This is a genomic window from Deefgea tanakiae, from assembly GCF_019665765.1.
GTDB lineage: Bacteria > Pseudomonadota > Gammaproteobacteria > Burkholderiales > Chitinibacteraceae > Deefgea > Deefgea tanakiae.
Genome location: NZ_CP081150.1, coordinates 788,457 through 813,073 on the forward strand (window position 1 = coordinate 788,457; position 24,617 = coordinate 813,073).

Here is a 24,617-nt window from a genome sequence, read left to right on the forward strand (position 1 = left end):
TACATAAAACAGGGTGCGATAAAACGCACCCTGTTTTCATTTGACGAAATCAATAAATTACTTCGGCAGCGGCTGATCTTTTGGCCACAGTAACCACAAACTACCTGTTTGCTTCATTTTTCCTGCTAATTCCCCAGCCGCATCGCCCGTTCCCCAAAAGAAATCAGCCCGTACACTGCCACGTATCGCGCCGCCGGTGTCTTGTGCTGCAACTAAGCGGTGGATACCCCCGTCGTTATCAGGGCGCGTGGTCGCGATAAAGACCATGCTGCCCAGCGGTACAGTATTTGGGTCAATTGCAATGCTATACGCGGCAGTGAGTGGCACGCCGAGCGAACCAATCGGGCCGTCTTTACTAGGCGGTAGCTTTTGGAAAAACACATAGCTTGGATTGCTATTGAGTAATTCGTCGACGCGTTTCGGATTGGCTTGCGCCCAAGCGCGAATGCTTTGCATCGAGACGTCGCTAGCGGGCATTAAGCCTTGCTCAACGAGCCAACGCCCAACGGGCTTGTACGGGCGACCATTTTGGTCGGCATAGCCGAGGCGGATTTCTTGGCCATTGGCGAGTTTCACGCGGCCCGATCCTTGGATTTGCAAAAATTGCACGTCCATCGGGTCGTTTAGCCATGCCAGCACGGGCGCATTGACGCCGTTTTTGACGATTTCAGCGCGATCAGGGAAGGGCACAAGTTTATTGCCAACGACTTTACCGCGCAGGCGCTTGCCTTTGAGTTCGGGGTAGACGCTATCGAGAGCGACAGTAATCATGTCCGTGGGTGGGCCGTATACGGGCTGTGTGGAGGTATTGCTCTTTATGGTATTGCCTGCATAGATCGGCTCGTAATACCCTGTTATCAAACCTGTCGTTGTATTGTCTGGATTTTGTAATTGATACGGCGTCAAACGCGTTTGCAAGAAACTGCGAATTGCAGCGGTATTGGCAGGAACGTTGGCTGCATCTTTACAGATGGGGGCCCAGATTTGATTTTTTTGTAACTTAGCGCAGCCAACACGCCAAGTTTGAAAGCCTTTAACCAGTTCGTCTTGATTCCACATCGGCAACTGCTGCCAAGTTGTCGCTACATATTTGGGCGCAGTAGGCGATGGGCTGGTTTCGGCGGGCTTGCTTGGCGTAACAGCGGGTTTCGCTGGTGTGCTCGGTGTGGTTCCGCAGGCAGTAAAAAAACCGGCCAGCAAGCTGGCCAGTGTGATTTGCTTCAATGTAGAAGCGATATTTCGTTGAGTCATTGTAGTCCGTTAACTGTGTTCTGGTTTGGGGTCGATACTTTGTTTAAACGCGGCCAAACCGGCTTTTTGCATTTCTAAAGTTTTTACTGTCATTTGCAACATACCGACTTGCATAGCCAGCCATTGCTCGACTGTTTTGCATTCAATGATTTTACGGTCGATTTCTTCTTCAGTCAGAGGCGGCATAAAGGGATTGGTTCCGCCCGGTTTCATCATGTTGGAAAAAAAACCAAATGGATCATTTACGTTAAATTCACTCATCGTGGGTCTCCTGTGCGATAGCCGCTTCAACTGCAGCCAGTGCGGCCATATTGATGATACGGCGAACCGAGGCGGTTGGTGTCAAAATATGCACCGGCTTGGCAATGCCCATCAAAATCGGCCCAATGGTCACGCCATCGACAGCGGTGGCTTTGAGCAGGTTAAATGAAATATTGGCGGTGTCGAGATTCGGCATCACCAAGATATTCGCTTCCCCTTTCAGGCGTGAATTGGGGAAAATCTGTGCCCGAATCGTGCTAGAGAGTGCCGCATCGCCGTGCATTTCACCGTCGATTTCAAGATCGGGCGCTTGCTGGGTGACGATGTGCAAGGCATCTTGCATTTTAATCGCAGATGGGCTTTCGCTGGTACCAAAGCTGGAATGACTTAGTAATGCAACTTTCGGCGCAATACCAAATTTGCGCACGGCTTCGGCCGCCATCAAGGTGATTTCGGCGAGCTGCTCGGCGGTTGGATCGGCATTCACATAGGTATCAGTAATGAAAATATTGCCAGTATGCAGCAGCAAGATATTCATCGCCGCGGTGGTTGAAACGCCAGCTTTGAGGCCAAGCACATTTTTTACGTGCGCAAGGTGATTGTGGTACAGCCCATAAGTACCGCAAATCATCGCATCGGCTTCACCGCGTTGCACCATCAGCGCGCCAATCAACGTTGTTTTGCGGCGTACTTCGGCTTTGGCAAGATCTTCGGAAACGCCTTTGCGTTGCATGATGCTGTAATACAACTGCCAGTATTCGCGGTAGCGCGGGTCGTTTTCTGGGTTACAGACGGCAAAATCAATCCCAACACGAATGCGTAGGCCAAGTTTTTCAATTCGAGCCTGAATCACATTCGGGCGACCAATCAAGATCGGTTCGCATAAACGCATATCGAGTATTTCTTGGATGGCATGCAAGACACGCTCGTCTTCGCCTTCACAAAATACGACGCGTTTCTGCGCTTTTTTCGCCGCCATAAAGACGGGGCGCATAAAGAGGCTGGATTTATAAACGAATTGCGTCAGTTCTTCGATATAGGTCGCCCAATCTTCAATCGGCCGCGTCGCAACGCCACTGTCCATCGCGGCCTTGGCCACGGCAGGAGCGATTTTGACGATGAGACGTGGATCGAACGGTGTTGGAATTAAATATTCAGCACCAAATGCGAGATTTTTACCGCTATACGCATTCGCCACCACATCGGATAGCTCGGCGTGTGCGAGCTCGGCAATCGCATCAACGGCTGCGTGTTTCATCGCTTCATTAATTGTCGTTGCGCCGACATCGAGCGCGCCACGGAAAATAAAGGGGAAACAAAGCACGTTATTGACTTGATTTGGGTAATCCGAGCGGCCAGTACAAATAATTGCATCCGGCCGAGCGGCGCGCGCTTCGGGCGGTGTGACTTCGGGATTGGGGTTAGCGAGGGCCAAAATCAACGGCGATGCTGCCATCGTCTTGAGCATTTCAGCATCAATCGCTCCGGGGCCAGAAAGCCCTAAGAAAATATCTGCACCGACGAGTGCTTCAGCAGGCGTGCGAATATTGGTTTCGCGCGCATAGCGCTGCTTGGTTTCATCAAGCGGCCCGCGCTCGGTATGAATCACGCCTTTGGAGTCGCAGACGAAAATATTGTGTTTTTGTACGCCGAGTGAAACGAGCAAGTCCAAACATGCAATCGCGGCTGCGCCGGCACCGGAGGCGACGAGTTTGACTTCCGCAATGTTTTTACCCAGTAAAGCCAATGCATTTTTAACCGCTGCACCAACGATAATCGCCGTGCCGTGTTGATCGTCATGAAAAACGGGTATTTTCATCCGCTCACGCAGTTTTTTCTCTACGTAAAAACATTCTGGCGCTTTGATGTCTTCGAGGTTGATGCCGCCAAAAGTGGGCTCAAGCGACGCGATAATCTCGATGAGCTTGTCAGGGTCGTTTTCATCGATTTCGATATCAAATACATCGATACCGGCGAATTTTTTGAATAAAACGCCTTTACCTTCCATCACCGGCTTGCCTGCAAGTGGCCCGATATTCCCGAGGCCGAGTACGGCTGTGCCATTGGTGACGACGGCGACGAGATTGCCTCTGGACGTTAAATTGCGCGCCTCAGATGGGTCGGCCACGATGGCATCGCAAGCGGCGGCGACGCCGGGCGAGTAAGCCAGTGCCAAATCGCGTTGACTTGCGAGACCTTTGGTGGGAACAACCTGAATTTTGCCCGGCTTTGGGAAACGATGGTATTCAAGTGCTTTTTTGCGTAGTTCTTCGTCCATGACCTGCCCCTGAGTGCGTGTGATGTTGCGACTTAATCCTGCTCTATTCTGCGCTGCAGCAATATCAGGGATATTCCTGAGATGAGAGTGAGACGCAGACTTTTTCATTGCGTGTTGCTTATTGTAGGTATGGCTTGCAACAATAATTAAGTCAATGCTTGTGGATTAATACCCAATTACGTATTGATAGAATGCTTCTCATTAAAACAACATAATGTCATCGCAGCTTTCATGGTGGCTACTTGATTTTTCAGCTGCGTTTGGCGATTGCTGGGTGAGATAAAGTAGGGTGGCAATCACATGCGAAAATTCATCATCAAGCGAGAGGCCTTGATCGTAAATCTGCGTGGCCTCATTCAGACTATGCGAAATCATGTCAAACAGAGCGTTTTCTTGCGAATCAGTCAGCCCCAGATAGACCATTTTTTGTTCGAACTTATCCTGTAATTCAATAAATAATCGCATCGATGAGCCCGCTTGTTGGCGGTATTCTTCTTCTAGCTTTTGGATTGATGATTGAATTAAGCCAATTGCATTAAGGGTTAGCGCCTGTTGGCCACGAATTTGCTCTTCATTCAAAATACCATCAAAGCGATTTTCGGCTGCCTCGACCAAGATCGCGATGTGATCGCGTAATCGACCACATAACTCGGGCTGCTCGGTCGGCATGGCTTTCACTTGTAAAATGATGCGGGGAAAATTAATGATCAGTCGCTTGCCCATTTCATATATTCGCTGCGAATCTTGCGCCAAGGTTTGCAGCATATGCTCTTCAAGCGGACTGCTACGGCCGTTGCTATTGAGCGTGCTCAGTTCCCCTTTATGGTGGATTTGCGCGGCAACTTGCAGATTAAATTGGCTGGCGGTTTGCACGAGTGCTGCGAGTAAATCGGTTTTATTGCTGGCCAGTGATGATTTTTTGAAAAAGTTGATCAAAGTGCCCAGCTCTGCGGTATTGGATATAGCTTGAAGTGCTGTGTCTGTGGCTGTTTTTACAGAAGATTGCAGGTCTTTAATCGCTTCGTGCTGGCGTTTGAAGATGAGTAGTTTTTGTTGCAAATCACCTGTTTCGAAAGGATGTTTAATGAAATCATCGGCGCCAGCTTCATAGGCTGCAATATGCGCTGCTCGGTTATCTTGTTTGGAAATACAGAGCACATAGCTCTGTGGGAGATGTTGCTTATAGGCCTGGCAAATTTCATGGCCGTTGATGTCGGGCATTTCAACATTAATCACCACAATATCGGGCTTGAGGTGCTCTAAATAGGCCAGTGCAGCCATGCCGGTGTTGGCTTGGTGAATTTCATAGCCGTCTGCACAAGCCAAGCGAAGGTGTTCGCAGGATGTATTCTCATGTTCAACAATCAATAGCTGTAAAGGCATCGTTTTTCTTCCACAGAAGGTCGCCAAGCCAAGTACAAAGGTTCGCACATTGGCATCGGCTTTCTTTATAGGATATTTATAGATAAACGACAGCCTGGTGAAAACAACAGAGGGCTAAAAGTAGTACATCCCCATCGCTGTTTTGACTTTGTGCAATGTGAGTGCCGCTGTTTGTCGCGCTTTGGCTGAGCCGCACAGCAACATCGAGAGTACCGCATCAGGGTCTTGGGCAAATTGGGCGCGGCGGCTACGGATGGGGCCGATGAGCGCTTGCAGAACGTCATTTAGGCGCGCTTTAATCACGCTATCGGCTAAACCACCGTGCGCGTAGTGCGCCTTCAGTTGGGCCACTTGCTCGGTATCGGGATCGAACGCATCTAAAAATGCAAACACGACATTGCCTTTAATCTGGCCCGGACTGTTGATCGTGAGGTGCTGCGCATCGGTGTACATTTTATTCACTGCCGCTGTAATTTCATCGGCACTGGCGGATAAGGCAATATGATTACCCGCAACACGGCTCATTTTTCCTTTGCCGTCGATGCCAGGTAGGCGGGTGGTGTTCGAAAGTAGCGCTTCGCACTCATTGAGGATGTTTTCGCCAACCATACGGTTAAAGCGGCGCACGATTTCATTCGTTTGTTCAATCATCGGCAATTGATCTTCACCAACCGGAATCAATGTGCCGCGCAGTGCGATAATGTCGGCAGCTTGGCTGACGGGGTAGCTTAAAAATCCGGCAGCAATATTGCGATCTTCGCCTTCATAGCCCTTTGCGCGTAATTCTGATTTCACTGTGGGATTGCGCTCTAAGCGCGCCACCGACACTAAATTCATCAAGTAAAACGATAGCTCGGCGAGTTCTGGCACCATCGATTGAATCAAGACGGTTGATTTTTGCGGATTAATACCAACTGCGAGGTAATCGAGCGCCACATCAATGACGGCTTGGCGAACCGCGCGGTAGTCGCCTTGGTGATCGGCTAACGCCTGCGTGTCGGCTAATAGAATCAATGGCGTGTGGCTTTCTTGCAGTGTGAGCCGTGTTTGCAATGAGCCAGCAAAATGGCCGAGATGCAAGGGGCCCGTGGTGCGATCGCCAGTGACGATGATGGTGGGGCTGGTCGATGATGACATGTGTTGCTCCTAAGATGGGGAGCTGCCGGATGGGGGAGGGCTAAAAACAAAAAAACCTGTCACCGAATCCGGCAGCAGGTTTTGTATAGATACGCAAACCCAGTGCCGCCTAAAGGCGCCACCAGTAATAAGAAGCTACTGCGAGGGTTTGTTTGATCGAGTTCATGATTTCATCTTCGCAGTGTTGCCTAGCCTACGTCAAGCTAACTAGGGTCAGGATTAACCCTAGTCATAAATAATATTGATATGTATGTAGCTATAAGTATCATTTAATATGGCCTACTGAGCAATACCTTGCTGATTAATTAGCCATGCCTTGGTTTCTTTGATATTCCGCTACTGCTAGCGCGAGTCGTTGTGACAATTTGGGTGGGTCGCCTAAGCCAAATTCATTTTGCAGTGCAGTTTGATTGCTTTGAATATAATCAATCGCACGATCTAAATTGCCAAATTGTTTTTGGAAGAAATTGCCGTTGGCAGTGAGCAAGTTTGCCGCTTCGGTGAAATTTTTACTGAAATCTTGGATGGCTGCTGTTGCATCAGCAGGCTGTTTGTTCCAAATGTTTTCAAAAGCCGCAACATCAAGTTTGGCCATTTTGCTTACTGGATCTATTTCTAAACCCAGCGCTGATAAGCCTTGAAGGCCGTTCAGTGCACCATGAAATGGGCTACTGATACTGGATTGCAGCGCATGGCGGGCCGCTTGAGCTGCTTGGGTATTGCCGAGTAATTCGGGATCTTGGCTATCGGTATCAAACTCGCGCCGCCAACTATTGTATTGGTCAGCAAAGCTTTGTAATTGAGATCTTACTGCCGAAAAGCTGCTTTCTGGGCTGATGCTATCAAGTTTAGCTGCGGCTTGCCCCAGTTGTGTAACACCCGATTGCATATCCGCCAGTGTAGCGTGCTGTGCTTGGTATTGCACTGAGCGATAGTTAATCTCGGTCATCATTTTGTAGGCCGATTCGGGATCGGGCAATGCCATATTACGGCCTACTGCTGAAACTCCCGCTAGCGCCTGGATACCGCTGCTCTGCTGAATGCCTTGTTGGCTGGTGATGTAACCATTGGCGAGCTGAGCAATGTCAAAGCTATCATTTGAATTCGGATTGAGCAGAGGACTGAGTGCATCGGTTTTCATGCGGGCGATTTGCCCCGCAATTGATTTGGCTGAAATGTCCATGATGCACTCCTTGTCATTAATACTTAAATGAAGACCTCATTTAAATTAGCAAGCAAAATCAATACCAACTAGGTAAATATGTACGGCAGTCATTTGAATTGAATCAAATATTAGACGGTGAGTGGCTTGCGCAGCAGTCGATAATAGCCAACTGGGATTTTTTTAGGATCAGCAGTTCGCATCACGCTGCAAAAAATTTGCCACTCGCTCCCCGCTAATTTTTGATTCATCGCTTCAATCAAACCGTGCGGATTTTGAATGCCGCAGTGTTTAATGAGTTCGACGCTGGTGGATTGTCGATGTTGAGTGAGACGCTGAAAAACAGTAGCTTCATCGGGCGTCCATTCGATGATTGGAAAAGATTTATTTTGCATCGGTGTGACCTGTAGGTTTAGAAGGCGTGTGGTTATTATGCTGCGGTGTTTCAAGTTGCACGCGCAGTGGGCCTGCTATATCCAAATGAACATCCCGCTGTGGGAAGGCAATACATATATCGTTTTTGCGGAAACTCGCTTCAATCATAAAGCGTAAATCGCTGGCTACTTGGCGACCCATGATGCCCGCGCCGATATCGATCCAGTAATACACGCCGAAGGCGAGTGCATCAGCGGCAAAGTCTTCCAATAATATCTCTGGGTCTTTATCGGCCACAATTTGGCCATGACGCCTCACTTCCTCTTCTAATAATTTGGCAACCAGACGTAGATCGCTACCGTAAGCAACACCGACTCGAAAGCCTTGGCGAATGATGCTGGTGGTATAGCTCCAATTGGTGACATTTTGCTCTAGAAAAGTGCTGTTGGGTACCAAGGTATCGATGCCATTGACATCACGGACGACTGCGGCGCGGACGTTCATATCGACAATCGTGCCACGAATCCCAGCCACTTCAATGGTGTCGCCTGGGCGAAATGGGCGCTCAAGCAGCATCATCAAACCACTAATCAAGTTTTTGAGCAGCGTTTGCATGCCAAAACCCAAACCAATCGCAATCGCACCGCCTAAAAATGCAAAAGCAGCTAGAGGAATTTGCACGATCAATAAAGAATTGATCAATAAGATAATAAAGGCGACCGATAGCAGCCAGCGCTTGGCGATGCGAACGGAAATTTCAGCCCATTGGGTATATCGGAGTATCAGTCGCTCAATGAGATTGCTACCCAAAATACAGAGGGCGAAGCCAACGGTAATGAGTAAGAGCGCAATACTCATTTTGCCAACGGTAACGCCCCGCGACAGGGAGATATTTTGTCCATCGACTTGGACTGAATCATTCACACTGAATAATTCGTAGTTCCAAATTGCTACTAACTTGCTGTGCATTTTTTCCTGCCAAAAATCAGTCCGCATGGCGAGCGTTTTATCTTTTAGCGAGGAGCTATTGATCCAGCGATCAAATTTCTCATAGGAATGGCGCAAGTCAGTGCTGGCATTCCGATAGATTAGCTCACGTTCTTGCCACGCTTGGATTAATTCTGGCGATGCATTGGGTGTGTTTCTGAGTTGGTCGAGCTGATCTTGGGCAATGCTGGCGGACTTTTGTGCTGCATTGAGCATGTCGCGCAAGGTGACTAGCCATGATTGCACCGTTTCATTGAGCGCTTGAATGTCACTTTGTGAGCCATTTTTAACGAGTGCCTGACGGCGTTGCCAGAAGTTTCCTTCCAAGGTATTGGCCATCATTAAATCGGTTAACAAACCCGTATGTATCGCAAGGGTTTCTAGTTGTTGCAATAGCACGGATTCTTGAATTTCAATTGCTTTCGCTTGTGCTTGCAACTGCTCTTTGTGCTTTGTTTTTGGGTCGTCCAATTTAGCTTGTAGCGCTTCGCCTTGCTGTTTTAGCTCGGCTAAATTCCGACGCAACTCTTGTTCACTAGCCAATTGCTCATGTTGTAACTGCCGATAAGATGCTTGTTGTTTTTGAATGGTTTGTAGATTGGCATCCAGCACTTCAGCTTGCAGTTGATTGCTGTCATTGCCGATGCGCGCATTGATCGCTAGTACGAGTTCGCGCCGATCTTGTAAACGTGCACGGCTAAATTGCTGGCGGGCGTTGATACTGGCTAAAGTGGCTAGCCATGTATCTACTTTACGTTGTGAGAGCGCTATTTTGTTTGCCATTTGACTGCGTTGACTACTTAATGGCGCGGTTTTTTCAAATTGACCCTGGTTTAAACGCAGCTCTGCTTGTGCTTGCTCTAGCTCATCGTGGATTGTATTCAAATAGGTTTCTTGCACCTTGAGGCTGCTAGTCAGGACATTAATTTCTTGCTCGATTAATTGCCGTTCTTGTTGGAGTTGGACACGGCTGGACATATTGCTTTCAATGTCGCTTGAAAATTGGCGCTGCTCTTGGTTTTGTAGTGCGTCTAATCCGGTCAGAGCGGCGATGTGTTGTTGAAACGCATAAATTTCGAGTGTGAGCCAAAATCGCTTACTTTCTCGATCCGCTGCGTTGAGATTGCTATCTAGGCTGTTTAATTGCGCTTGAGCCAGCTCAAGCCGTTGATTTAACCGTGCTAATTCCGTGTTGGTGGCAATCGGTGCTGCGGCACTAGCTGGAGCGCTGGCTGTTTTGCCCAACAGCAAATCCATTGGTGCGGCAAATGGATTGCTACACAATAAAAGTAACCAACACATTAAGATGCGGCGCATAAAGGGATCAATGATGAAAGTGGATAAAGTTTATTTTACCTGCTCGCTCGGCCAGCGCAGCAGAAAATGGCGAACGCGCCATGATTGTTGGAACAGACTGGATTGAAACTTGGAGAATACAGCGATTTCTTGAAGAGGAAATTCTTGTGGCTAACAGGTATATAGATACAGCGCATCTTTAGCGCTGTATCTATGTATATACCTCTTAGAGAGTTACAGCGTGTTCACGCGTGGCGTGGAAACGTAATTCGGGCCAACGTTCCATCGTCAAATCGAGATTCACACGGCTGGTCGCCAAGTAGGCCAAGCTATTGGCTGCATCACGGCCCAGATTATTGGTCAGGGTTCGCTCAAAATCGGCGAGTTTTTTCGCGTCATCACAAGAGACCCAGCGAGCAGTGTAAATCGTGGTCGATTCAAACATCGCTTCCACACCGTATTCGTTTAGAAGCCTTGATGCCACTACTTCAAACTGCAATACCCCTACGGCACCCAAAATCAAATCGCCACCGTTGAGTGGTTTGAAGACCTGCACCGCGCCTTCTTCACCGAGCTGTTGCAACCCTTTTTGCAATTGCTTGATTTTCAGCGGATTTTTGATGCGGACGATGCGGAACATTTCTGGCGCAAAGTAGGGAATGCCGGTGAACGAAAGCAATTCACCTTCACTGAAACTATCGCCAATTTGGATATTGCCGTGATTCGGCAAGCCGATAATGTCGCCGGCGTAGGCTTCTTCGACTTGTTCACGACCCTGTGCCATAAACGTCACCACCGAATTTGCGGCAATTTCACGGTTGAGGCGCAAATGCTTGAATTTCATACCACGGGTAAATTCACCCGAGCAAACGCGCAAGAACGCAATGCGGTCGCGGTGCTTTGGGTCCATATTGGCTTGAATCTTGAACACGAAAGCTGAGAATTTTTCTTCAGTCGGTGACACGGCGCGTTGTACTGCTGCGCTGTCTGATGGTTGTGGTGCCCAATCAACGAGCGCATTCAAGATTTCACGAATACCGAAGTTATTAATCGCTGATCCAAAGAAGACCGGAGTTAAGGTGCCATCTAGGAATTCTTCGAGTACGAAAGGATGCGAAGCACCGCGAACCAATTCCAGTTCCATGCGTGTTTGGTCGATTTCGAGTGGGAACAATTCATCCAGACGTGGATTATCGATGCCTTTAATGATTTCAACTTCATCGAGTGGACCTTTGCCCGGCGTGAAGATAATCACTTCATCCTTGAGGATGTGATACACACCACGGAAGGTTTTACCCATGCCGACTGGCCACGTAATCGGTGCGCAGCGGATTTCGAGCACGCTTTCGACTTCGTCGAGCAATTCCAATGAATCACGCACTTCACGGTCGTACTTATTCATGAACGTAATGATTGGTGTGTGGCGCATGCGGCAGACGTTCAATAGTTTGATCGTTTGCGCTTCCACACCCTTGGCGGCATCAATCACCATCAAGGCTGAATCCACTGCCGTCAAAACGCGGTAGGTGTCTTCCGAGAAGTCTTGGTGACCTGGTGTGTCGAGCAAGTTTACGACGTGATCGCGGTAATCGAACTGCATGACCGATGACGCAACCGAGATACCCCGTTGCTTTTCAATGTCCATCCAGTCGGACGTAGCAAATTTACCGCCTTTCTTTCCTTTGACCGTACCAGCGTTTTGAATCGTGCCTGAAAAATAGAGCAATTTTTCAGTCAGCGTCGTTTTACCCGCGTCAGGGTGGGAGACGATGGCGAAAGTACGGCGGCGCGCCACTTCACTGATGATATCCGGCATGGTATTGATGTCAAAGGGGAAAAACGCGCAATTGTACGCGATTGTGCCCCGAAGCAAAACCATAAACGCCTTACCGATATTTCTAACTACTTAACGGGTATAGCGACTAGGCTTAGGCGCGTTCAAGATTCTTCGTTTTGACTACCTGCAGTGGGGAGTAAAACAGTAAAGATTGCGCCGCCATCAGGATGATTTGCCGCGACAATTTGCCCTTGATGATCGTTAATAATTTGACGGCTAATCGCAAGCCCGAGCCCTGTACCACCGCCATTACGGATGCGGGTGCTTTGAATAAACTTATCAAAAATGTATTCGAGTTCTTCATCAGGGATGCCAGGGCCATAATCACGAACGCTAACACCAATCGCAGTTTGACCATCGGTAAGGATCGCATTGTCGATGAAGTGAATATCAATCAGGCTACCAACTGGGCTAAATTTGATCGCATTGGAGAGTAAATTAACCAAAACTTGCGTCAAACGTGCTTTGTCAAAACTGGCGGTCGCTTCGAATTCGGGCTCTTGAATATTTAATTGCAATTGCTTGCTGTTAATTAATGAACTGATTTCATTAGAAGCTAAGCGAGCCACCAGTTGCAAGCTATAGTTGGCTTTATCATAAGTCATTTTATTGGCTTCAAGGCGCGACATATCTAGCAAATCATTCAGTAATACTAATAAGCGTTTTCCTGAGGCATTAATACGCTCGTAATAGCGATACAAATTTACATTTTCTGGCGCATCTTGATTTTGAGTTTTTCCTAAGCCCATCTCAGAGAATGACAATATGGCATGCATTGGCGTGCGTAATTCATGTGACATATTGGCCAAGAATGAAGACTTCGCATAATTGGCACTTTCGGCAGCTTCTTTGGCTTCAACTAAATGAGTTTCAATTTTTTTGAGCACTGTAATATCGGTAAAGAAGGCGTAGGCATACTCAATTGAATTTTGATCATCCAAAACGATGCCACTATTGACCAAGAATGGGTGAGTTTTGCCTTCTGCATTACTAAGTTCTAAATCAATCGGCGCTTGTGGCTTATTTATCAATTCAGATAAATTGCTTGGGAAAATACAGCTTGAATTATCTGGCCACAATTCTTCTGGTCGTCGACCAATCAGATTTTCGCGGGTAAAACCAAGTAGTCGGGTAAACGATCGATTCACATCACAGATGCGTAGCCCCGCATCAACCAGCAAAAAGCCATCGGCGGTTTGGTCAATAATGGTGCGGTTCAGTCGTTCAGATTGGCGAAGGGCTTGCGCTGCAATTCGTTGTGAGGTGATGTCTTCAATGACGGCAATGAGACCTTTTGACATATCACCAGGAACTAAAGCTTTCGCATAGATCATCGCCCAAAATGGCGAATGATCACGGCGATAGAGCTCGGCTTCACCACGATAAACACCGCCGCTGGCAATTTTGCTCCAAATCACTTGGCTTGTTTCGCTAAAGCGCTCTGTCGAAGAAAAAATATGATGGGTCGGTAGGCCAATAATATCGCTGGCGGCGTAAGTAAATAGTAGCTCAAACGCAGGGTTAACCAGTCGAATAACTCCGCGCATTGAGAGCATAATCGCTAGCGGGCTGGCATCCAGCACCGTGCGAATTTCGGCGGTGCGCTCCATGACCATCTCTTGCAAATGGTCGCGATGACGGCGTAATTCTTGCTCAGCTTCTCGACGTGCTGAAATATCGCGCGCAGTACAGCAGATATAAAATTGATTTTGAAATTGAATACGCGACAATGAAACTTCGATTGGTGTTATTTTGCCTAAGGCGTTTTTAAGCAGCCCTTCAAAGCTAATCGGTTTGTTTTCTTGCAACTGTAATAAGAGTTTTTGCCATTCTTCTTGCGAAGTTTCAGTAAACAAATCCGTAAAATTCAGCTGGTCGATTTCATCTGCTTCATAAGCAGATTGTTTTACCATGCTTTTATTGACGTAAATTATTTTTCCTAATTCATTGCACCATAAAGTGAGATCAGGTGATTCATCAACTGTAAATTGAGTCAAATGTAAGCGAGCTTCCGTCTCTTCTGCGCGGCGGATTTGGCGCATTAGAATGTACGTCAAAATTGAAATTACCAACATGAGCGCGGTGGCCAGCGCGATTCGTATATGTGTTTGTGATTTGAACGAGGCCAGAATCGAATCGACATCGTACGATAGGCGAATAATTAGTGGGTTGTCACTTTGGTTGACAATAAACGTGACCAGCTTTTCACCATTCTCGTTCTGAATAAAAGTGCTGCTTCGCTTTAGGCGCAGTTGTTCAAAAAATAGAGAGTCATTGTTTCTTATGTTGAGGCCAAGCTTACTTTCATTAAATGGATAGTTGACCAGTATAATGCCATCACTGCGCAACAATTCAATTTGCATCCCTTTAGGGAGTTGTAGCGAGTCATAAAACTTTAGGAAGTAAGCGGGTTCCATGCCTGAAAGCACCACGCCACCAAATTCACCATTGGGTAAATTGATACGACGTGTGATGGGGAGTAGCCATTTTCCATCTGTGCGCGACAGGATGGGTTCATTGATGTATTGCCTATTTGAATCAAAATCGCGGTGATAGCTAAAGTAGCTCCGATCAGATAGTGTAACCTTTCGAACTGGGTACTCAAGTCCGTGGCTGTGAAGTACGCCATCAGGAGCAATTGTAATAATGCCGCGAATTTGGGGGGTCAAGCGCACCTTATCTTTCAGTAATAAGTGCATGACATATTCATCAGACTTTTCTACGCCACCTTGACGCTCGATGTCCTCGATGATGTTCTGCATCGCTTGCTCGGTTGAAACATAAGCGCGAGTGGCATTTTCATCTAAAGAACGAGCGAGAGACAGATTGTATTTTTCTGCCTCTTGCATAGTTTGATGGTAGTCGCGAATCGTAATCCACGTTAAGGTCAATAAAACCAGTAGCACGGTTACGCCATAGAAAGCTAGCAAGCCAATACGCAATACTCGAAGTGTATTGTGATTGGCTTTCTTTTCTAATTTTTGTGGGCGTAACAACTTCAGCATGCTGTTTATTTGGCCTCTAATTCTTCCCAGCGTTCCATTTTTACGATGGTCAACGCATCAATTTCATCGATTCTAGCCTGCATTGCTTTGGCTTTATCAGCAGAATCACGATAAATCGATGGATCAAGCAAAGATTGTTGTAATTCTGCTTGTTCGTTCTCCAGTTGCGCGATTTCCTTGGGCAAGTTTTCTAACTCACGTGATTCATTAAAACTGAGTTTGGCCTTTTGCGTTTTTACGCGTTCAGCGGGTTTGCTGTCTTTCGAACTGATGACTTTGTTTGGTTCTGTTCGCGTAGCCAGCATACGTGCTTTGGCATCGATCCAATCTTGATAACCGCCAACATTTTCGATGATTTCGCCGTTGGGTTCAAACACGATGGTTTGTGTCACCACATTATCCAAGAACGCTCGGTCATGGCTCACCAAGAAAACGGTGCCTGGATATTCGTCGAGCAATTGCTCAAGCAATTCTAGGGTATCAATGTCCAAGTCATTGGTCGGCTCGTCGAGCACCAAAACATTCGCTGGGCGTGTGAACAAACGCGCAAGTAATAAACGATTGCGTTCACCACCGGATAATGACTTAACGGGGCTGCGAGCACGTTCGGCAGGGAACAGGAATTGTTCCAAATAACCCATGATGTGTTTACGCTGACCGCCGATCTCGACGAAGTCATCACCTTGGCTGACTGAATCGGCGACAGATTTTTCGTCATCTAGTTGTTCGCGGAATTGGTCAAAATAGGCGACTTGAATCTTTGTACCGGCTTTAACTGAGCCAGAATCAGGCTCGAGTTCTCCTAGAATCATTTTGAGAAGCGTGGTTTTACCTGCTCCGTTCGGGCCAATCAAACCAATCTTGTCGCCACGTAAAATGCGGGTGCTAAAGTCTTTGATCAGCACTTTATCACCGTAGGCTTTGCTGACGTTTTCCAGTTCGGCAACAATTTTACCGCTGCGATCACCGGCTTCAACTTGGAACTCTACTTTGCCGAGGCGTTCACGACGCTCTGAACGTTCGCGGCGTAGTTGTTCCAGGCGGCGAACACGGCCTTCATTACGGGTACGGCGCGCTTTCACGCCTTGTCGAATCCAGACTTCTTCTGCGGCGAGGTCTTTGTCGAATTTCTTGTTGTTGACTTCTTCTTGGGCGATCAACTCTTCTTTTTTCGCCTCATAAGCGGCAAAGTTGCCAGGGAAACTGGTGATATTGCCACGATCAAGCTCAATAATTCGATTGCTCACGTTATCGAGGAAACGACGGTCATGGGTAATGAATAAGACACTACCGCCAAAACCTTTGAGCATCGTTTCTAACCATTCAATCGCGCTCACGTCCAAGTGATTGGTTGGCTCATCGAGTAATAGTACTTGTGGTTCTGTGACTAAAGCACGCGCAATTGCGACCCTTTTTTTCCAGCCGCCCGATAAAGCTGAGACCAAAGTCTCTGGTGGCAAATTGAGTTGTGACATCGTCGTTGAAATCAAAGAGTCGAGTCGCCAGCCGTCTTGGCTTTCTAGTTCATGCTGGATGTCGGTCAGTCGATCAAGGCTTTCTTGCGTGTCGTCGAGGTGATCTAGCGCATTGTGGTAATCAATCAAAATTTGGCGAATATTACCAAGACCTTCTGCCACAGCTTCAAATACAGTGTGCTCAGGATTGAGCATCGGCTCTTGCGGAACAAAGGCCATTTTGGCGTTGTCTACAAAGCGAATCGTGCCTTCATCAAGTTTTTGCACGCCTGCAATCGCTTTGAGTAAAGACGACTTTCCTGCGCCATTGCGACCAATCAAACCCACGCGTTCGCCAGGCTCTAAAACGAGGGCTGCGCCATCGAGTAGCGGCCAGTGACCAAAGGCGAGGTGGGCATTTTCAACCAGTAACAAAGGCATAGCAGACTCTTTAATTTGCAATTTAAGCCGCGATTATACGGGTGTGTTGGGGATTCAGCACGTTAGCGATTAGAATCATGACAATCTCATTTGGAGCCGCAGGATGAAACAGATCGCCCTGTGCCTTATTTTTGCGTGTATTTCAGCGTTTTCTTGGGCAAAAAAACCGACACCTAAACCAGTCAAAGTCGATGCCGCACAAGCAAAAAGCACTCATCCTGTGCTAAAAGCCAGCAGCGCTTTGGCCGAATCGGGTGAGTTTGATGTGGACAATCCACCCAATCGCATTCGCGTATTGGTGGGTTTAGGTGCGTCGACTTATTTCTTAAAAGATGGTCGTCCGCATGGTTTGGAATACGCTTTACTGAGCGGGTTTGAGGCGGAACTCAATCGAAACCGGGCGAAGGGCTTGCCACCAGTTCGTCTGCAATTTATCCCGATTGAGTCGGGGGAGTTGATTCCAGCCTTGCTCGCGGGCAAAGGCGATATTGCTGCTGGCCTGATTCCTTTGACCGAAGGTGCTCGGTCTATCGTGTCATTTTCCGAGCCTTATGCAATGGATCAATGGTGTTTAGTGGGCCCAAAAGACAGCGCGATTCGCCGCTTAGAAGATTTGGCTGAACAGCCTTTATTGCTCAACTCTGCGAGTATGGGCCGACGTTTACTGGATGCACATCCTGATTTGAAAGTGACTCTGGATGATCCTGCTCTAGGTAGTGCGGTTGAAACACAGTTAGCTGAAATCAATGCTGGTCAAGCTAATTACACCTTGGCGAGTAAAACCATTCTGAATTTATGGGCTCCTCGCTTTAAATCACTACAGATAGGTGCGTGTTTGAATGAGAAAGTCCCTCTTACTTGGGCGGTACGTCCTGCGGATGGGGCATTACTCGAATTAATGAATCGCTACATCGTCAGTAAGAAAATGCCGATAGAAAAAGCGACCAGTTTGACGCAGCGTTACTTACCACAAGATGCCAAGGCGGCGCGCTCGGAGGCGATAGCACCATTGGATAAATTGGGCTTTTTTATGCCCATGTTTCAATCGATCGCAGCGGCAAATAATTTAGATTGGATGCTGCTGGCAGCGATTGGGCAAAAAGAATCTAAATTGAACCCGGTGATTCGCAAAAATGGCCCAACCGGTGTGATGCAAGTCAATCCATCGACCGCCCGTGCAATGGGGGTGAGCGATCCACACGGCAATGAAGGAAATATCACTGCTGCAGCCAAATATTTAGCGCACCTCAGAAAGATGTATAGCCAGCAAGGCATTACTGAGGACAATCAACTTTATTTTATGATCGCAGCGTATAACGCGGGTGAAGGGCGTTTGCAGCAGATTCGTAGCCGCACCAAGTCACAAGGCTTAGATCCCAATGTATGGGTTGGCAATGTAGAAAAAGTCGCATTAAATCATGTCAGTAAAGGCATGGTGGACTATGTTTCAACGGTGAATCGTTTTTACCTGGCCTATCAGTCGGCTGAGAAAACTACCGCCAAACGAGCAAGTAGCGCGGGTGCAAAAAAATAGCCGCTAGTAGTTTGAAAACCATTAGGGGTATATCATTGCGGCCATATAACTGTAATGCGCATATGTTAATACGTGGGTAGTGTATTTTTAGCCTTAGCTAGGCTTTGCCCGATAGTGCAACGAACCGTTGCAAAATAAATAATTTCTTTTCAGGATTTACTGTTTTTTATCATGTTAAAGCGGACTTGATCCGCGTATTGTTGGCACAAGTTTTTTTTGCCTTTCATTGGAGATTTAAAGTATGCAATGCGGTACAAAAATTGTAGCAACCCTCGGCCCAGCGTCGAATGATCCAGCGGTGCTGGAAAGTCTAATTGTTGCCGGAGTGAATACTGTGCGTTTGAACTTCTCGCATGGTACGGCGCAAGATCATACTGATCGCGCGGCTTTAGTTCGCTCTATCGCGGCAAAATTAGGTAAATCGGTTGCGGTTTTGGCTGACTTGCAAGGTCCTAAAATCCGTGTTGGCAAGTTTGAAAAAAACAAAATCGAATTGAAAAAAGGCGCCAAATTTATTTTGGATGCTGAATGCGAATTGGGCAACCAAGACACAGTGGGTCTGGATTACAAAGAATTGCCAAACGACGTTGAGCCAGGTGTTGAGTTGTTGCTCGATGACGGCAAAATCCAATTGATCGTTGATTCTGTGGTCGGTGCGAAAGTGTTCACGACTGTGACGATGGGCGGCGTACTGTCGAACAACAAAGGTATCAATCGTAAGGGCGGTGGTTTGACTGCACCAGCGTTGACTGCCAAAGACATGGAAGACATTAAAACAGCTGCGGCTTTGCAAGCGGATTACATCGCTGTGTCGTTCCCAAAATCGGCTGCTGATATGTATATGGCACGCACTTTATTGCGCGCTGCAGGCGGCCATGGTGGTTTGATTGCCAAAATCGAACGCACTGAAGCGATCACTAATCTGGAAGAAATCCTTGCTGCTTCAGAAGGCATCATGGTTGCTCGTGGTGATTTGGCCGTTGAAGTGGGTGATGCCACAGTCCCTGCATTGCAAAAACGCATGATCAAAATGGCACGTAAAATGCACAAATTGACCATCACTGCGACGCAAATGATGGAATCAATGATCGAAAGCCCTGTGCCAACTCGCGCTGAAGTGTCTGATTGCGCCAATGCGGTATTGGATGGTACTGATGCGGTGATGCTGTCAGCCGAATCTGCAGCGGGTAAATATCCACTTGAAGCCGTTCAAGCAATGGCGCGTACGTGCTTGGAAGCAGAGCGTTCGGGTGAAAGCAAGGTTGAAGCCGAATTTGATAAAGTGACTGAATTTGCAAAAATCGACGAAGCCGTTGCGATGTCGGCTTTGTATGCCGCTAGCAAATTGCCGATCAAAGCGATTGTTTGTATTTCGCATTCAGGCGCTTCGGCATTGTGGTTGTCACGCTATAACACCGGTGTGCCAATTTATGTCTTTACTCAAGAACTCAATACGTATCGCAAACTGGCCTTGTTCCGTCACGTTCGCCCAATTATGATCGACCCTAAAGTAGGCTCAGATCGTGAAGAACAGTTGGCTTTTGCCCAACTGGAATTATTGCGCGCGGGTGTCGTTGTGCCGGGCGATAAACTGGTTGTGACCTTGGGTGTGCATAAAGCGGCTGTCGGTTCTGGCGCTAACACGATGCGCATCGTACAAGTTGGTTCTGCGTCTCGCTAAGAGTTGAATGCTTTGAATGAATTAAAACCGGCCTGCGGGCCGGTTTTTTGTTGGTTAGCCAATTGATTTTTAACGTTGGTCGTTTGATACGAGCTTGAAGAGTCGTAAGCAAGAAAAATGACGACTACACTGGTTTTTTAAAAAAGGATGTTCCCGATGACGCAAGAGCTAATTCGTCTTTCTAAACGTATGGTCGAGCTGGGCTTGTGTTCGCGCCGTGAGGCTGATGAATTGATTGAACTGGGCCGCGTGACTGTCGATGGTCAAGTGGTTGATCAACTGGGTAGCCGTGTGACGACAGAGCAAAAAATAGCCGTTGCAGCTGCAACGATGTCGATACATAAGCAGCCAGACCGCGTGACTTTAATCCTGAACAAGCCCGCAGGATATGCTGCTTGGCCTGAGGCTGAAGGCCAATCTTGGCTTGAATTACTCAATAACGAGCATCGTGATGCGCAAGATAAAACGGGGTTTGTACTCCTTAAAAAACATCTACCGCATTTTCAAGCGCCTTGTGGTTTAGATACGGAAGCAACAGGTTTATTGGTGTTAACGCAAGATGGTCGTTTGGCAAGGGCCTTGGCAACAGAGCACGAGCAAGAGTTTTTGCTCTGGTTTGATGGCGAACTGAGTGCAGATGCGCTCAAGCAAATGAATAGTCGCACCAAATTTGATGGTGTGCCACTGAAGCCCTACAAAATTACACGGCAAAGCGATCAGCAATTGCGTGTGGTACTTCGCGCTGGCGCGCCAGAATTTTTACCGGCCTTGTGCGAGTTAGTCGAAATTAAACTACGCTCATGTAAGCGGATTCGGATTGGTCGAATTGCGCTTTCTAGCTTGCCAGAAAGTAATTGGCGTTTTTTGCAGGGTAATGAACGTTTTTGATTTTGTAGGTATTGTCATATAAGCCAATTTAATTAATGTCTATATGGCAATACATATAGGTTTTGTCCTGTAGTACGGAGAGGGCTATGCGCAATCGTGTCTTAAAAATCGTCATGGGCTTCGGCTTGTTTGGCTTGCTTTCTTCAAACTATGCCGCTGACACCATCAGATTGACCGTTGGCGATTGGTCGCCCTATATCGAAAATACGCCACCGGGTTACGGTGACTTAAGTCAGATTATGCAAGAGGCCTTCGCGCAAGTTGGCGTGGAGGCCAAATTTCAATTTGAGCCGTGGAAACGAGTTGAAAATGGTCTCGATTCGCAAAATTACTATTCTTTCGGCTATATCAAAACCACCGATCGATTAACGCGTTGGTTGTATTCAGATTCCATGTTGCGTAGCCGATCGATTTTGATTAGTACGCAAAAGCATAAAAATTTTTCTTGGCAAAATTGGGGTGACTTGAAAAGTTATCGATTAGGCATAACGCAGGCCTATAGCTATGGCGAAACGTTTGAGCAGTACAAAGCCAAGCTCAAAACGGTGTCTTCATATAGTGATGTCGTGAGTTTAAAAGCTTTGCTGCATGATCGAGTTGATTTTGTATTAATGGACTCGCGAGTGGCGGCGGCTTTGATTGAGCAGAATTTTAATGTGAAAGAAAGAGCGGATTTTGTGTTGCTGCACGACACAGAGGTGGCTGCGGGTGAATTGCATTTCGTTTGCGCTATCAAAAATCCCAACTGCATCACACGAGTTGCGCAATTTAATCAAGGTTTAGCTAAATTGACCGCAAGTGGTCGCTTGAAGCAATTGCAGGCGCTTGATTAGTGTTATTTGTTCTCCAGCATTGCACGAATCACGCGATTAAACGGTGCAATCCATTCGGCGGCAAACTGGCGGTCAGAGGCGTTGATTTCTGCAATTGCTCGCAAAATAGAACGCTGCTGCCCACGGTGACTATGCTTTAATAAAATCGCATCAAATGCATCAATAATCGCCAAAATCTTGGCGCCATCGACGATCTCAGCGTGCTGTAGTTGATTGGGGTAGCCGCTGCCATTGGGTTTTTCGTGATGTTGCATCACCATCTGCGCCGCCTCTTGCCAGCCCACCATTCGCGCGGCTAGCCCTGCCCCCCATTGCGGATGTTGATTAAGTTTTTCGCGCGCACTCTCACTCAGTTGTTCAACTTGCAGCCAAGATGACTCAGGTAAAAACATCATCCCCAAATCGTGGAGATAAACCGCCGCTTCAAGCTGGACGGGGTTGACTCGGTTGCCGGCTTCTTTATTAGTTTCTAAAGCCAGTTCTAAATTTCGTGCGGTACGGCCTTGAAACAAAGGTGAGCGTGCTTCGAGCTGTAAGGCCAATTGATGAAAGAAGTTGAGGTCTTCATGCCGCTCGGCCATATTGCGTTTCGCATGGCTGGCATCCCGTTGCGGCAAAACACTAAGACCAGGTCGAAAACCGGTTACTGCTTCAATTAGACGTATTGCGCTAGCATCCATATTTTCTAATGGCTGCTGAGATATACCTTCAAGGCCTAGTGCTAAAGCCGGTAGGGCCAACGCCGCAGCGGATTCTTTTTCGCTTAATAGCTCGATCGTTTGTTCGAGTCGATCTAGCGTGAGTAGAATCACTTCAGCCAGTAAATCACTAAATGGCAATTCACCCGCCCGCATTCGCCCCAGCAGCGTTTCTACGCCGTGAACCAATGGAATTACAAAGGGTAGGCGGCATAATCCTGCATCGCCCTTGATATTATGAAATAAGCGAAATAATAGCGTGATACGACTCAAGTCTTGTGGTGCTTGCTTGAGTTCGGCAAGCAGGGTCTCAATTTTCGGTGCGGTATCCACGAGACCATCACGAAAATCGGTAAACGCATTCCAGTCGATAACTTGTGGATTTTCTAGCTCGTTCGTATCCGGCATACTGGGGCGACCTTCTTATTTGCAATTCCCAATCCGTTTCGCTCTGCCGCGCATCGTCATTGCGTGATTTTCTGATTGGATATGGTGCTCAAATTGATAAGCATCACGCGCAGAATTGAACGTGATGATGCTTTGCATCTTACTCGCATGGGGCTTTTTACAAACCATATTCATTTTGACGACATTGCCACTGTCACTAATTTGTGGCTTTTCACAGTTTTGTTGTGGTTTTTGCCCCATTTGATGCCAATCGGCGAGTTGTTCTTCTTTAATGCAAAAAGTGCTCGTCATCGAGCCAGCTTTTGGATCGACTTTCATACCTGATTTTTGCATCTGTTGAAGTGCCTCAGGCGGCATGTTTTGGAACATCGCTTTTTGCTCAGCAGGTATTTCGCTGGTACTTTCCCACTGGCCTATTTGTGGATTTAGTGCGGCATAGCATGTACTGCAACTCCAAAATGCAAGGGCGGCGATGGATTGCATTGAGACTTTAAGCATGGTGCCACTCCGAATTGGTCAAGATGCTTTGTTTATAGTTTTTGTTTTTTTTGTCGAAGCGAAGATAATGTGTTTTTTTTAGCTAAGAGGTCATGGTTATGTTTGAAGGGACTGCATTGAGTCTGTTGCAAACGCGTGTGTTGGGCGTGTTGATTGAAAAACAGCGTACCGTACCGGATTCTTATCCTTTGACTTTAAATGCCTTAGTGACAGGCTGCAATCAAAAATCCAGTCGTGATCCAGTGCTGGATGTCTCTGAGGGCGATGTGGCTGCCGTGATCGATGAATTGCGTGGCTTGGAGATGGTCAATGAAGTCAGTGGAAGTCGCGTTCCGCGCTACGAGCACTTGCTAGGTCGTGCATTACAGATTCCAAGTCAATCGGTTGCCTTGCTAGCGGTGCTGATGCTTCGTGGCCCACAAACAGCGGGTGAGTTGCGTCTCAATTGTGAGCGTTTGCATCGCTTTGCTGATATCTCAGCTGTGGAGGGTTTTTTGGATGAGCTAGCAGGGCGTGAAATAGGCGCTCTAGTCGTGCAATTGCCTAAGCAAGCGGGAGCTCGGGAATGTCGCTGGGCGCATCTATTAGCGGGTGAAGTTCAATTTGAATCGCGCGAATTACCGGCTAGCGGGCTTGCTGAGCGTGTTAGTCAGTTAGAGCTTGAAGTGGCTGAACTGAAGCATGCCGTGGCTTTGTTGCTGGCCGCGAATGCGGATGAGTCCTAATGCAGGGATGATTTGAGTGTGAAAAGTGCCGATCAGCTTCTTTTTGTCGGAAAATGATAAATAAAGCTTGCCAGCAGCGGCACACTCAGACAAGATACGTGCTGCAGGATCTTCAAGTAGTGGATGTGTGTGATGTAGTGGCCTTGCCGTACCGCAGTGCTTCATTTCCCTTGATTTTCGTGCTTTAAATTTATTTTATTTTAGGGAAATACAAAATGGCTCAAGGTACAGTTAAGTGGTTCAACGATTCTAAAGGTTTCGGTTTCATCACTCCTGATGAAGGCGGCGAAGATTTGTTTGCTCACTTCTCACAAATCAATTCTGCAGGTTTCAAAACCCTAGCAGAAGGCCAAAAAGTTTCGTTTGACGTGACTACTGGTCCTAAAGGCAAACAAGCTTCTAACATCCAACCAGCTTAATTCTATTAGCTAGGTCTGTTGATGTAGAAAAAAACCCAGCTTGCTGGGTTTTTTTGCGTCGATATA

Annotated in this window: 19 protein-coding genes; 6 read left to right on the forward strand and 13 right to left on the reverse strand. The window is 47.4% G+C overall.

Going from position 1 to position 24,617, the window contains the following annotated elements:
• Nucleotides 1-57 precede the first annotated feature (57 nt).
• The 11 genes from mltA to K4H28_RS03825 all read right to left on the reverse strand — a co-directional run bounded on the left by mltA (nt 58) and on the right by K4H28_RS03825 (nt 16,867).
• A complete protein-coding gene (gene mltA, locus K4H28_RS03775) occupies nt 58-1,251 on the reverse strand; it encodes a murein transglycosylase A (RefSeq protein ID WP_221007077.1) in 1,194 nt (397 codons plus the stop codon).
• A 9-nt stretch (nt 1,252-1,260) separates the two neighbouring features.
• On the reverse strand, nt 1,261-1,512 hold the full coding sequence (locus tag K4H28_RS03780; protein ID WP_221007078.1) for a PhaM family polyhydroxyalkanoate granule multifunctional regulatory protein: 252 nt from the start codon (nt 1,510-1,512) through the stop codon (nt 1,261-1,263).
• Complete coding sequence (locus K4H28_RS03785; RefSeq protein ID WP_221007937.1) at nt 1,505-3,790, reverse strand: NADP-dependent malic enzyme; 2,286 nt, start codon at nt 3,788-3,790, stop codon at nt 1,505-1,507. The genes K4H28_RS03780 and K4H28_RS03785 overlap by 8 nt, the downstream gene beginning before the upstream one ends.
• A gap of 201 nt (nt 3,791-3,991) precedes the next feature.
• The gene (locus K4H28_RS03790; RefSeq protein WP_221007079.1) at nt 3,992-5,173 is read right to left on the reverse strand and encodes a response regulator; all 1,182 of its coding nucleotides are present in this window, start codon (nt 5,171-5,173) and stop codon (nt 3,992-3,994) included.
• 114 nt (nt 5,174-5,287) lie between these two features.
• Nucleotides 5,288-6,310, reverse strand: a complete 1,023-nt coding sequence (gene trpS, locus K4H28_RS03795; protein WP_221007080.1) for a tryptophan--tRNA ligase — start codon at nt 6,308-6,310, stop codon at nt 5,288-5,290.
• A gap of 301 nt (nt 6,311-6,611) precedes the next feature.
• Nucleotides 6,612-7,493, reverse strand: coding sequence for a flagellar filament capping protein FliD (locus K4H28_RS03800; protein ID WP_221007081.1), 882 nt, complete (start codon nt 7,491-7,493; stop codon nt 6,612-6,614).
• Between the two features lie 110 nt (nt 7,494-7,603).
• Nucleotides 7,604-7,867 (reverse strand): hypothetical protein, encoded by a 264-nt coding sequence (locus K4H28_RS03805; protein WP_221007082.1) that lies wholly within the window; start codon nt 7,865-7,867, stop codon nt 7,604-7,606.
• Nucleotides 7,857-10,151, reverse strand: coding sequence for a mechanosensitive ion channel domain-containing protein (locus K4H28_RS03810; RefSeq protein WP_221007083.1), 2,295 nt, complete (start codon nt 10,149-10,151; stop codon nt 7,857-7,859). The genes K4H28_RS03805 and K4H28_RS03810 overlap by 11 nt, the downstream gene beginning before the upstream one ends.
• 205 nt (nt 10,152-10,356) lie before the next feature.
• Nucleotides 10,357-11,946, reverse strand: a complete 1,590-nt coding sequence (locus tag K4H28_RS03815; RefSeq protein WP_221007084.1) for a peptide chain release factor 3 — start codon at nt 11,944-11,946, stop codon at nt 10,357-10,359.
• Nucleotides 11,947-12,068: 122 nt separating this feature from the next.
• The gene (locus K4H28_RS03820; protein WP_221007085.1) at nt 12,069-14,972 is read right to left on the reverse strand and encodes a PAS domain S-box protein; all 2,904 of its coding nucleotides are present in this window, start codon (nt 14,970-14,972) and stop codon (nt 12,069-12,071) included.
• A 5-nt stretch (nt 14,973-14,977) separates the two neighbouring features.
• Nucleotides 14,978-16,867: an ATP-binding cassette domain-containing protein gene (locus tag K4H28_RS03825; protein WP_221007086.1), complete on the reverse strand. Its 1,890-nt coding sequence runs from the start codon at nt 16,865-16,867 to the stop codon at nt 14,978-14,980.
• A gap of 103 nt (nt 16,868-16,970) precedes the next feature.
• Between K4H28_RS03825 and K4H28_RS03830 the strand changes: the two genes are divergently transcribed.
• The 4 genes from K4H28_RS03830 (at nt 16,971) to K4H28_RS03845 (ending at nt 21,803) form a co-directional block, all read left to right on the forward strand.
• Nucleotides 16,971-18,401: an MltF family protein gene (locus tag K4H28_RS03830; protein WP_221007087.1), complete on the forward strand. Its 1,431-nt coding sequence runs from the start codon at nt 16,971-16,973 to the stop codon at nt 18,399-18,401.
• Nucleotides 18,402-18,642: 241 nt separating this feature from the next.
• Nucleotides 18,643-20,082: a pyruvate kinase gene (gene pyk / locus K4H28_RS03835; protein WP_221007088.1), complete on the forward strand. Its 1,440-nt coding sequence runs from the start codon at nt 18,643-18,645 to the stop codon at nt 20,080-20,082.
• A 156-nt stretch (nt 20,083-20,238) separates the two neighbouring features.
• Nucleotides 20,239-20,970: a pseudouridine synthase gene (locus tag K4H28_RS03840; RefSeq protein ID WP_221007089.1), complete on the forward strand. Its 732-nt coding sequence runs from the start codon at nt 20,239-20,241 to the stop codon at nt 20,968-20,970.
• Nucleotides 20,971-21,056: 86 nt separating this feature from the next.
• A complete protein-coding gene (locus K4H28_RS03845) occupies nt 21,057-21,803 on the forward strand; it encodes a substrate-binding periplasmic protein (RefSeq protein WP_221007090.1) in 747 nt (248 codons plus the stop codon).
• Between the two features lie 2 nt (nt 21,804-21,805).
• Here the strand turns inward: K4H28_RS03845 and K4H28_RS03850 are convergent, their stop codons facing one another.
• Together K4H28_RS03850 and K4H28_RS03855 are read right to left on the reverse strand one after the other, a co-directional pair.
• Nucleotides 21,806-22,909, reverse strand: a complete 1,104-nt coding sequence (locus K4H28_RS03850) for an HD-GYP domain-containing protein (protein WP_221007091.1) — start codon at nt 22,907-22,909, stop codon at nt 21,806-21,808.
• Between the two features lie 15 nt (nt 22,910-22,924).
• A complete protein-coding gene (locus K4H28_RS03855) occupies nt 22,925-23,407 on the reverse strand; it encodes a DUF3617 domain-containing protein (protein WP_221007092.1) in 483 nt (160 codons plus the stop codon).
• Nucleotides 23,408-23,505: 98 nt separating this feature from the next.
• Between K4H28_RS03855 and K4H28_RS03860 the strand changes: the two genes are divergently transcribed.
• Together K4H28_RS03860 and K4H28_RS03865 are read left to right on the forward strand one after the other, a co-directional pair.
• Nucleotides 23,506-24,132 carry a YceH family protein gene (locus K4H28_RS03860; RefSeq protein WP_221007093.1) on the forward strand — a complete coding sequence of 209 codons (627 nt, stop codon included), beginning with the start codon at nt 23,506-23,508 and terminating at the stop codon, nt 24,130-24,132.
• Nucleotides 24,133-24,347: 215 nt separating this feature from the next.
• Nucleotides 24,348-24,551, forward strand: coding sequence for a cold-shock protein (locus tag K4H28_RS03865; protein ID WP_221007094.1), 204 nt, complete (start codon nt 24,348-24,350; stop codon nt 24,549-24,551).
• The last annotated feature ends 66 nt before the right edge of the window (nt 24,552-24,617 follow it).

What these genes read in the sequence shown, in the direction of transcription:
- mltA (WP_221007077.1), bottom strand. Translation starts at nt 1,251, where the DNA reads ATGACTCAACGAAATATCGCTTCTACATTGAAGCAAATCACACTGGCC.
- K4H28_RS03780 (WP_221007078.1), bottom strand. Translation starts at nt 1,512, where the DNA reads ATGAGTGAATTTAACGTAAATGATCCATTTGGTTTTTTTTCCAACATG.
- K4H28_RS03785 (WP_221007937.1), bottom strand. Translation starts at nt 3,790, where the DNA reads ATGGACGAAGAACTACGCAAAAAAGCACTTGAATACCATCGTTTCCCA.
- K4H28_RS03790 (WP_221007079.1), bottom strand. Translation starts at nt 5,173, where the DNA reads ATGCCTTTACAGCTATTGATTGTTGAACATGAGAATACATCCTGCGAA.
- trpS (WP_221007080.1), bottom strand. Translation starts at nt 6,310, where the DNA reads ATGTCATCATCGACCAGCCCCACCATCATCGTCACTGGCGATCGCACC.
- K4H28_RS03800 (WP_221007081.1), bottom strand. Translation starts at nt 7,493, where the DNA reads ATGGACATTTCAGCCAAATCAATTGCGGGGCAAATCGCCCGCATGAAA.
- K4H28_RS03805 (WP_221007082.1), bottom strand. Translation starts at nt 7,867, where the DNA reads ATGCAAAATAAATCTTTTCCAATCATCGAATGGACGCCCGATGAAGCT.
- K4H28_RS03810 (WP_221007083.1), bottom strand. Translation starts at nt 10,151, where the DNA reads ATGCGCCGCATCTTAATGTGTTGGTTACTTTTATTGTGTAGCAATCCA.
- K4H28_RS03815 (WP_221007084.1), bottom strand. Translation starts at nt 11,946, where the DNA reads ATGCCGGATATCATCAGTGAAGTGGCGCGCCGCCGTACTTTCGCCATC.
- K4H28_RS03820 (WP_221007085.1), bottom strand. Translation starts at nt 14,972, where the DNA reads ATGCTGAAGTTGTTACGCCCACAAAAATTAGAAAAGAAAGCCAATCAC.
- K4H28_RS03825 (WP_221007086.1), bottom strand. Translation starts at nt 16,867, where the DNA reads ATGCCTTTGTTACTGGTTGAAAATGCCCACCTCGCCTTTGGTCACTGG.
- K4H28_RS03830 (WP_221007087.1), top strand. Translation starts at nt 16,971, where the DNA reads ATGAAACAGATCGCCCTGTGCCTTATTTTTGCGTGTATTTCAGCGTTT.
- pyk (WP_221007088.1), top strand. Translation starts at nt 18,643, where the DNA reads ATGCAATGCGGTACAAAAATTGTAGCAACCCTCGGCCCAGCGTCGAAT.
- K4H28_RS03840 (WP_221007089.1), top strand. Translation starts at nt 20,239, where the DNA reads ATGACGCAAGAGCTAATTCGTCTTTCTAAACGTATGGTCGAGCTGGGC.
- K4H28_RS03845 (WP_221007090.1), top strand. Translation starts at nt 21,057, where the DNA reads ATGCGCAATCGTGTCTTAAAAATCGTCATGGGCTTCGGCTTGTTTGGC.
- K4H28_RS03850 (WP_221007091.1), bottom strand. Translation starts at nt 22,909, where the DNA reads ATGCCGGATACGAACGAGCTAGAAAATCCACAAGTTATCGACTGGAAT.
- K4H28_RS03855 (WP_221007092.1), bottom strand. Translation starts at nt 23,407, where the DNA reads ATGCTTAAAGTCTCAATGCAATCCATCGCCGCCCTTGCATTTTGGAGT.
- K4H28_RS03860 (WP_221007093.1), top strand. Translation starts at nt 23,506, where the DNA reads ATGTTTGAAGGGACTGCATTGAGTCTGTTGCAAACGCGTGTGTTGGGC.
- K4H28_RS03865 (WP_221007094.1), top strand. Translation starts at nt 24,348, where the DNA reads ATGGCTCAAGGTACAGTTAAGTGGTTCAACGATTCTAAAGGTTTCGGT.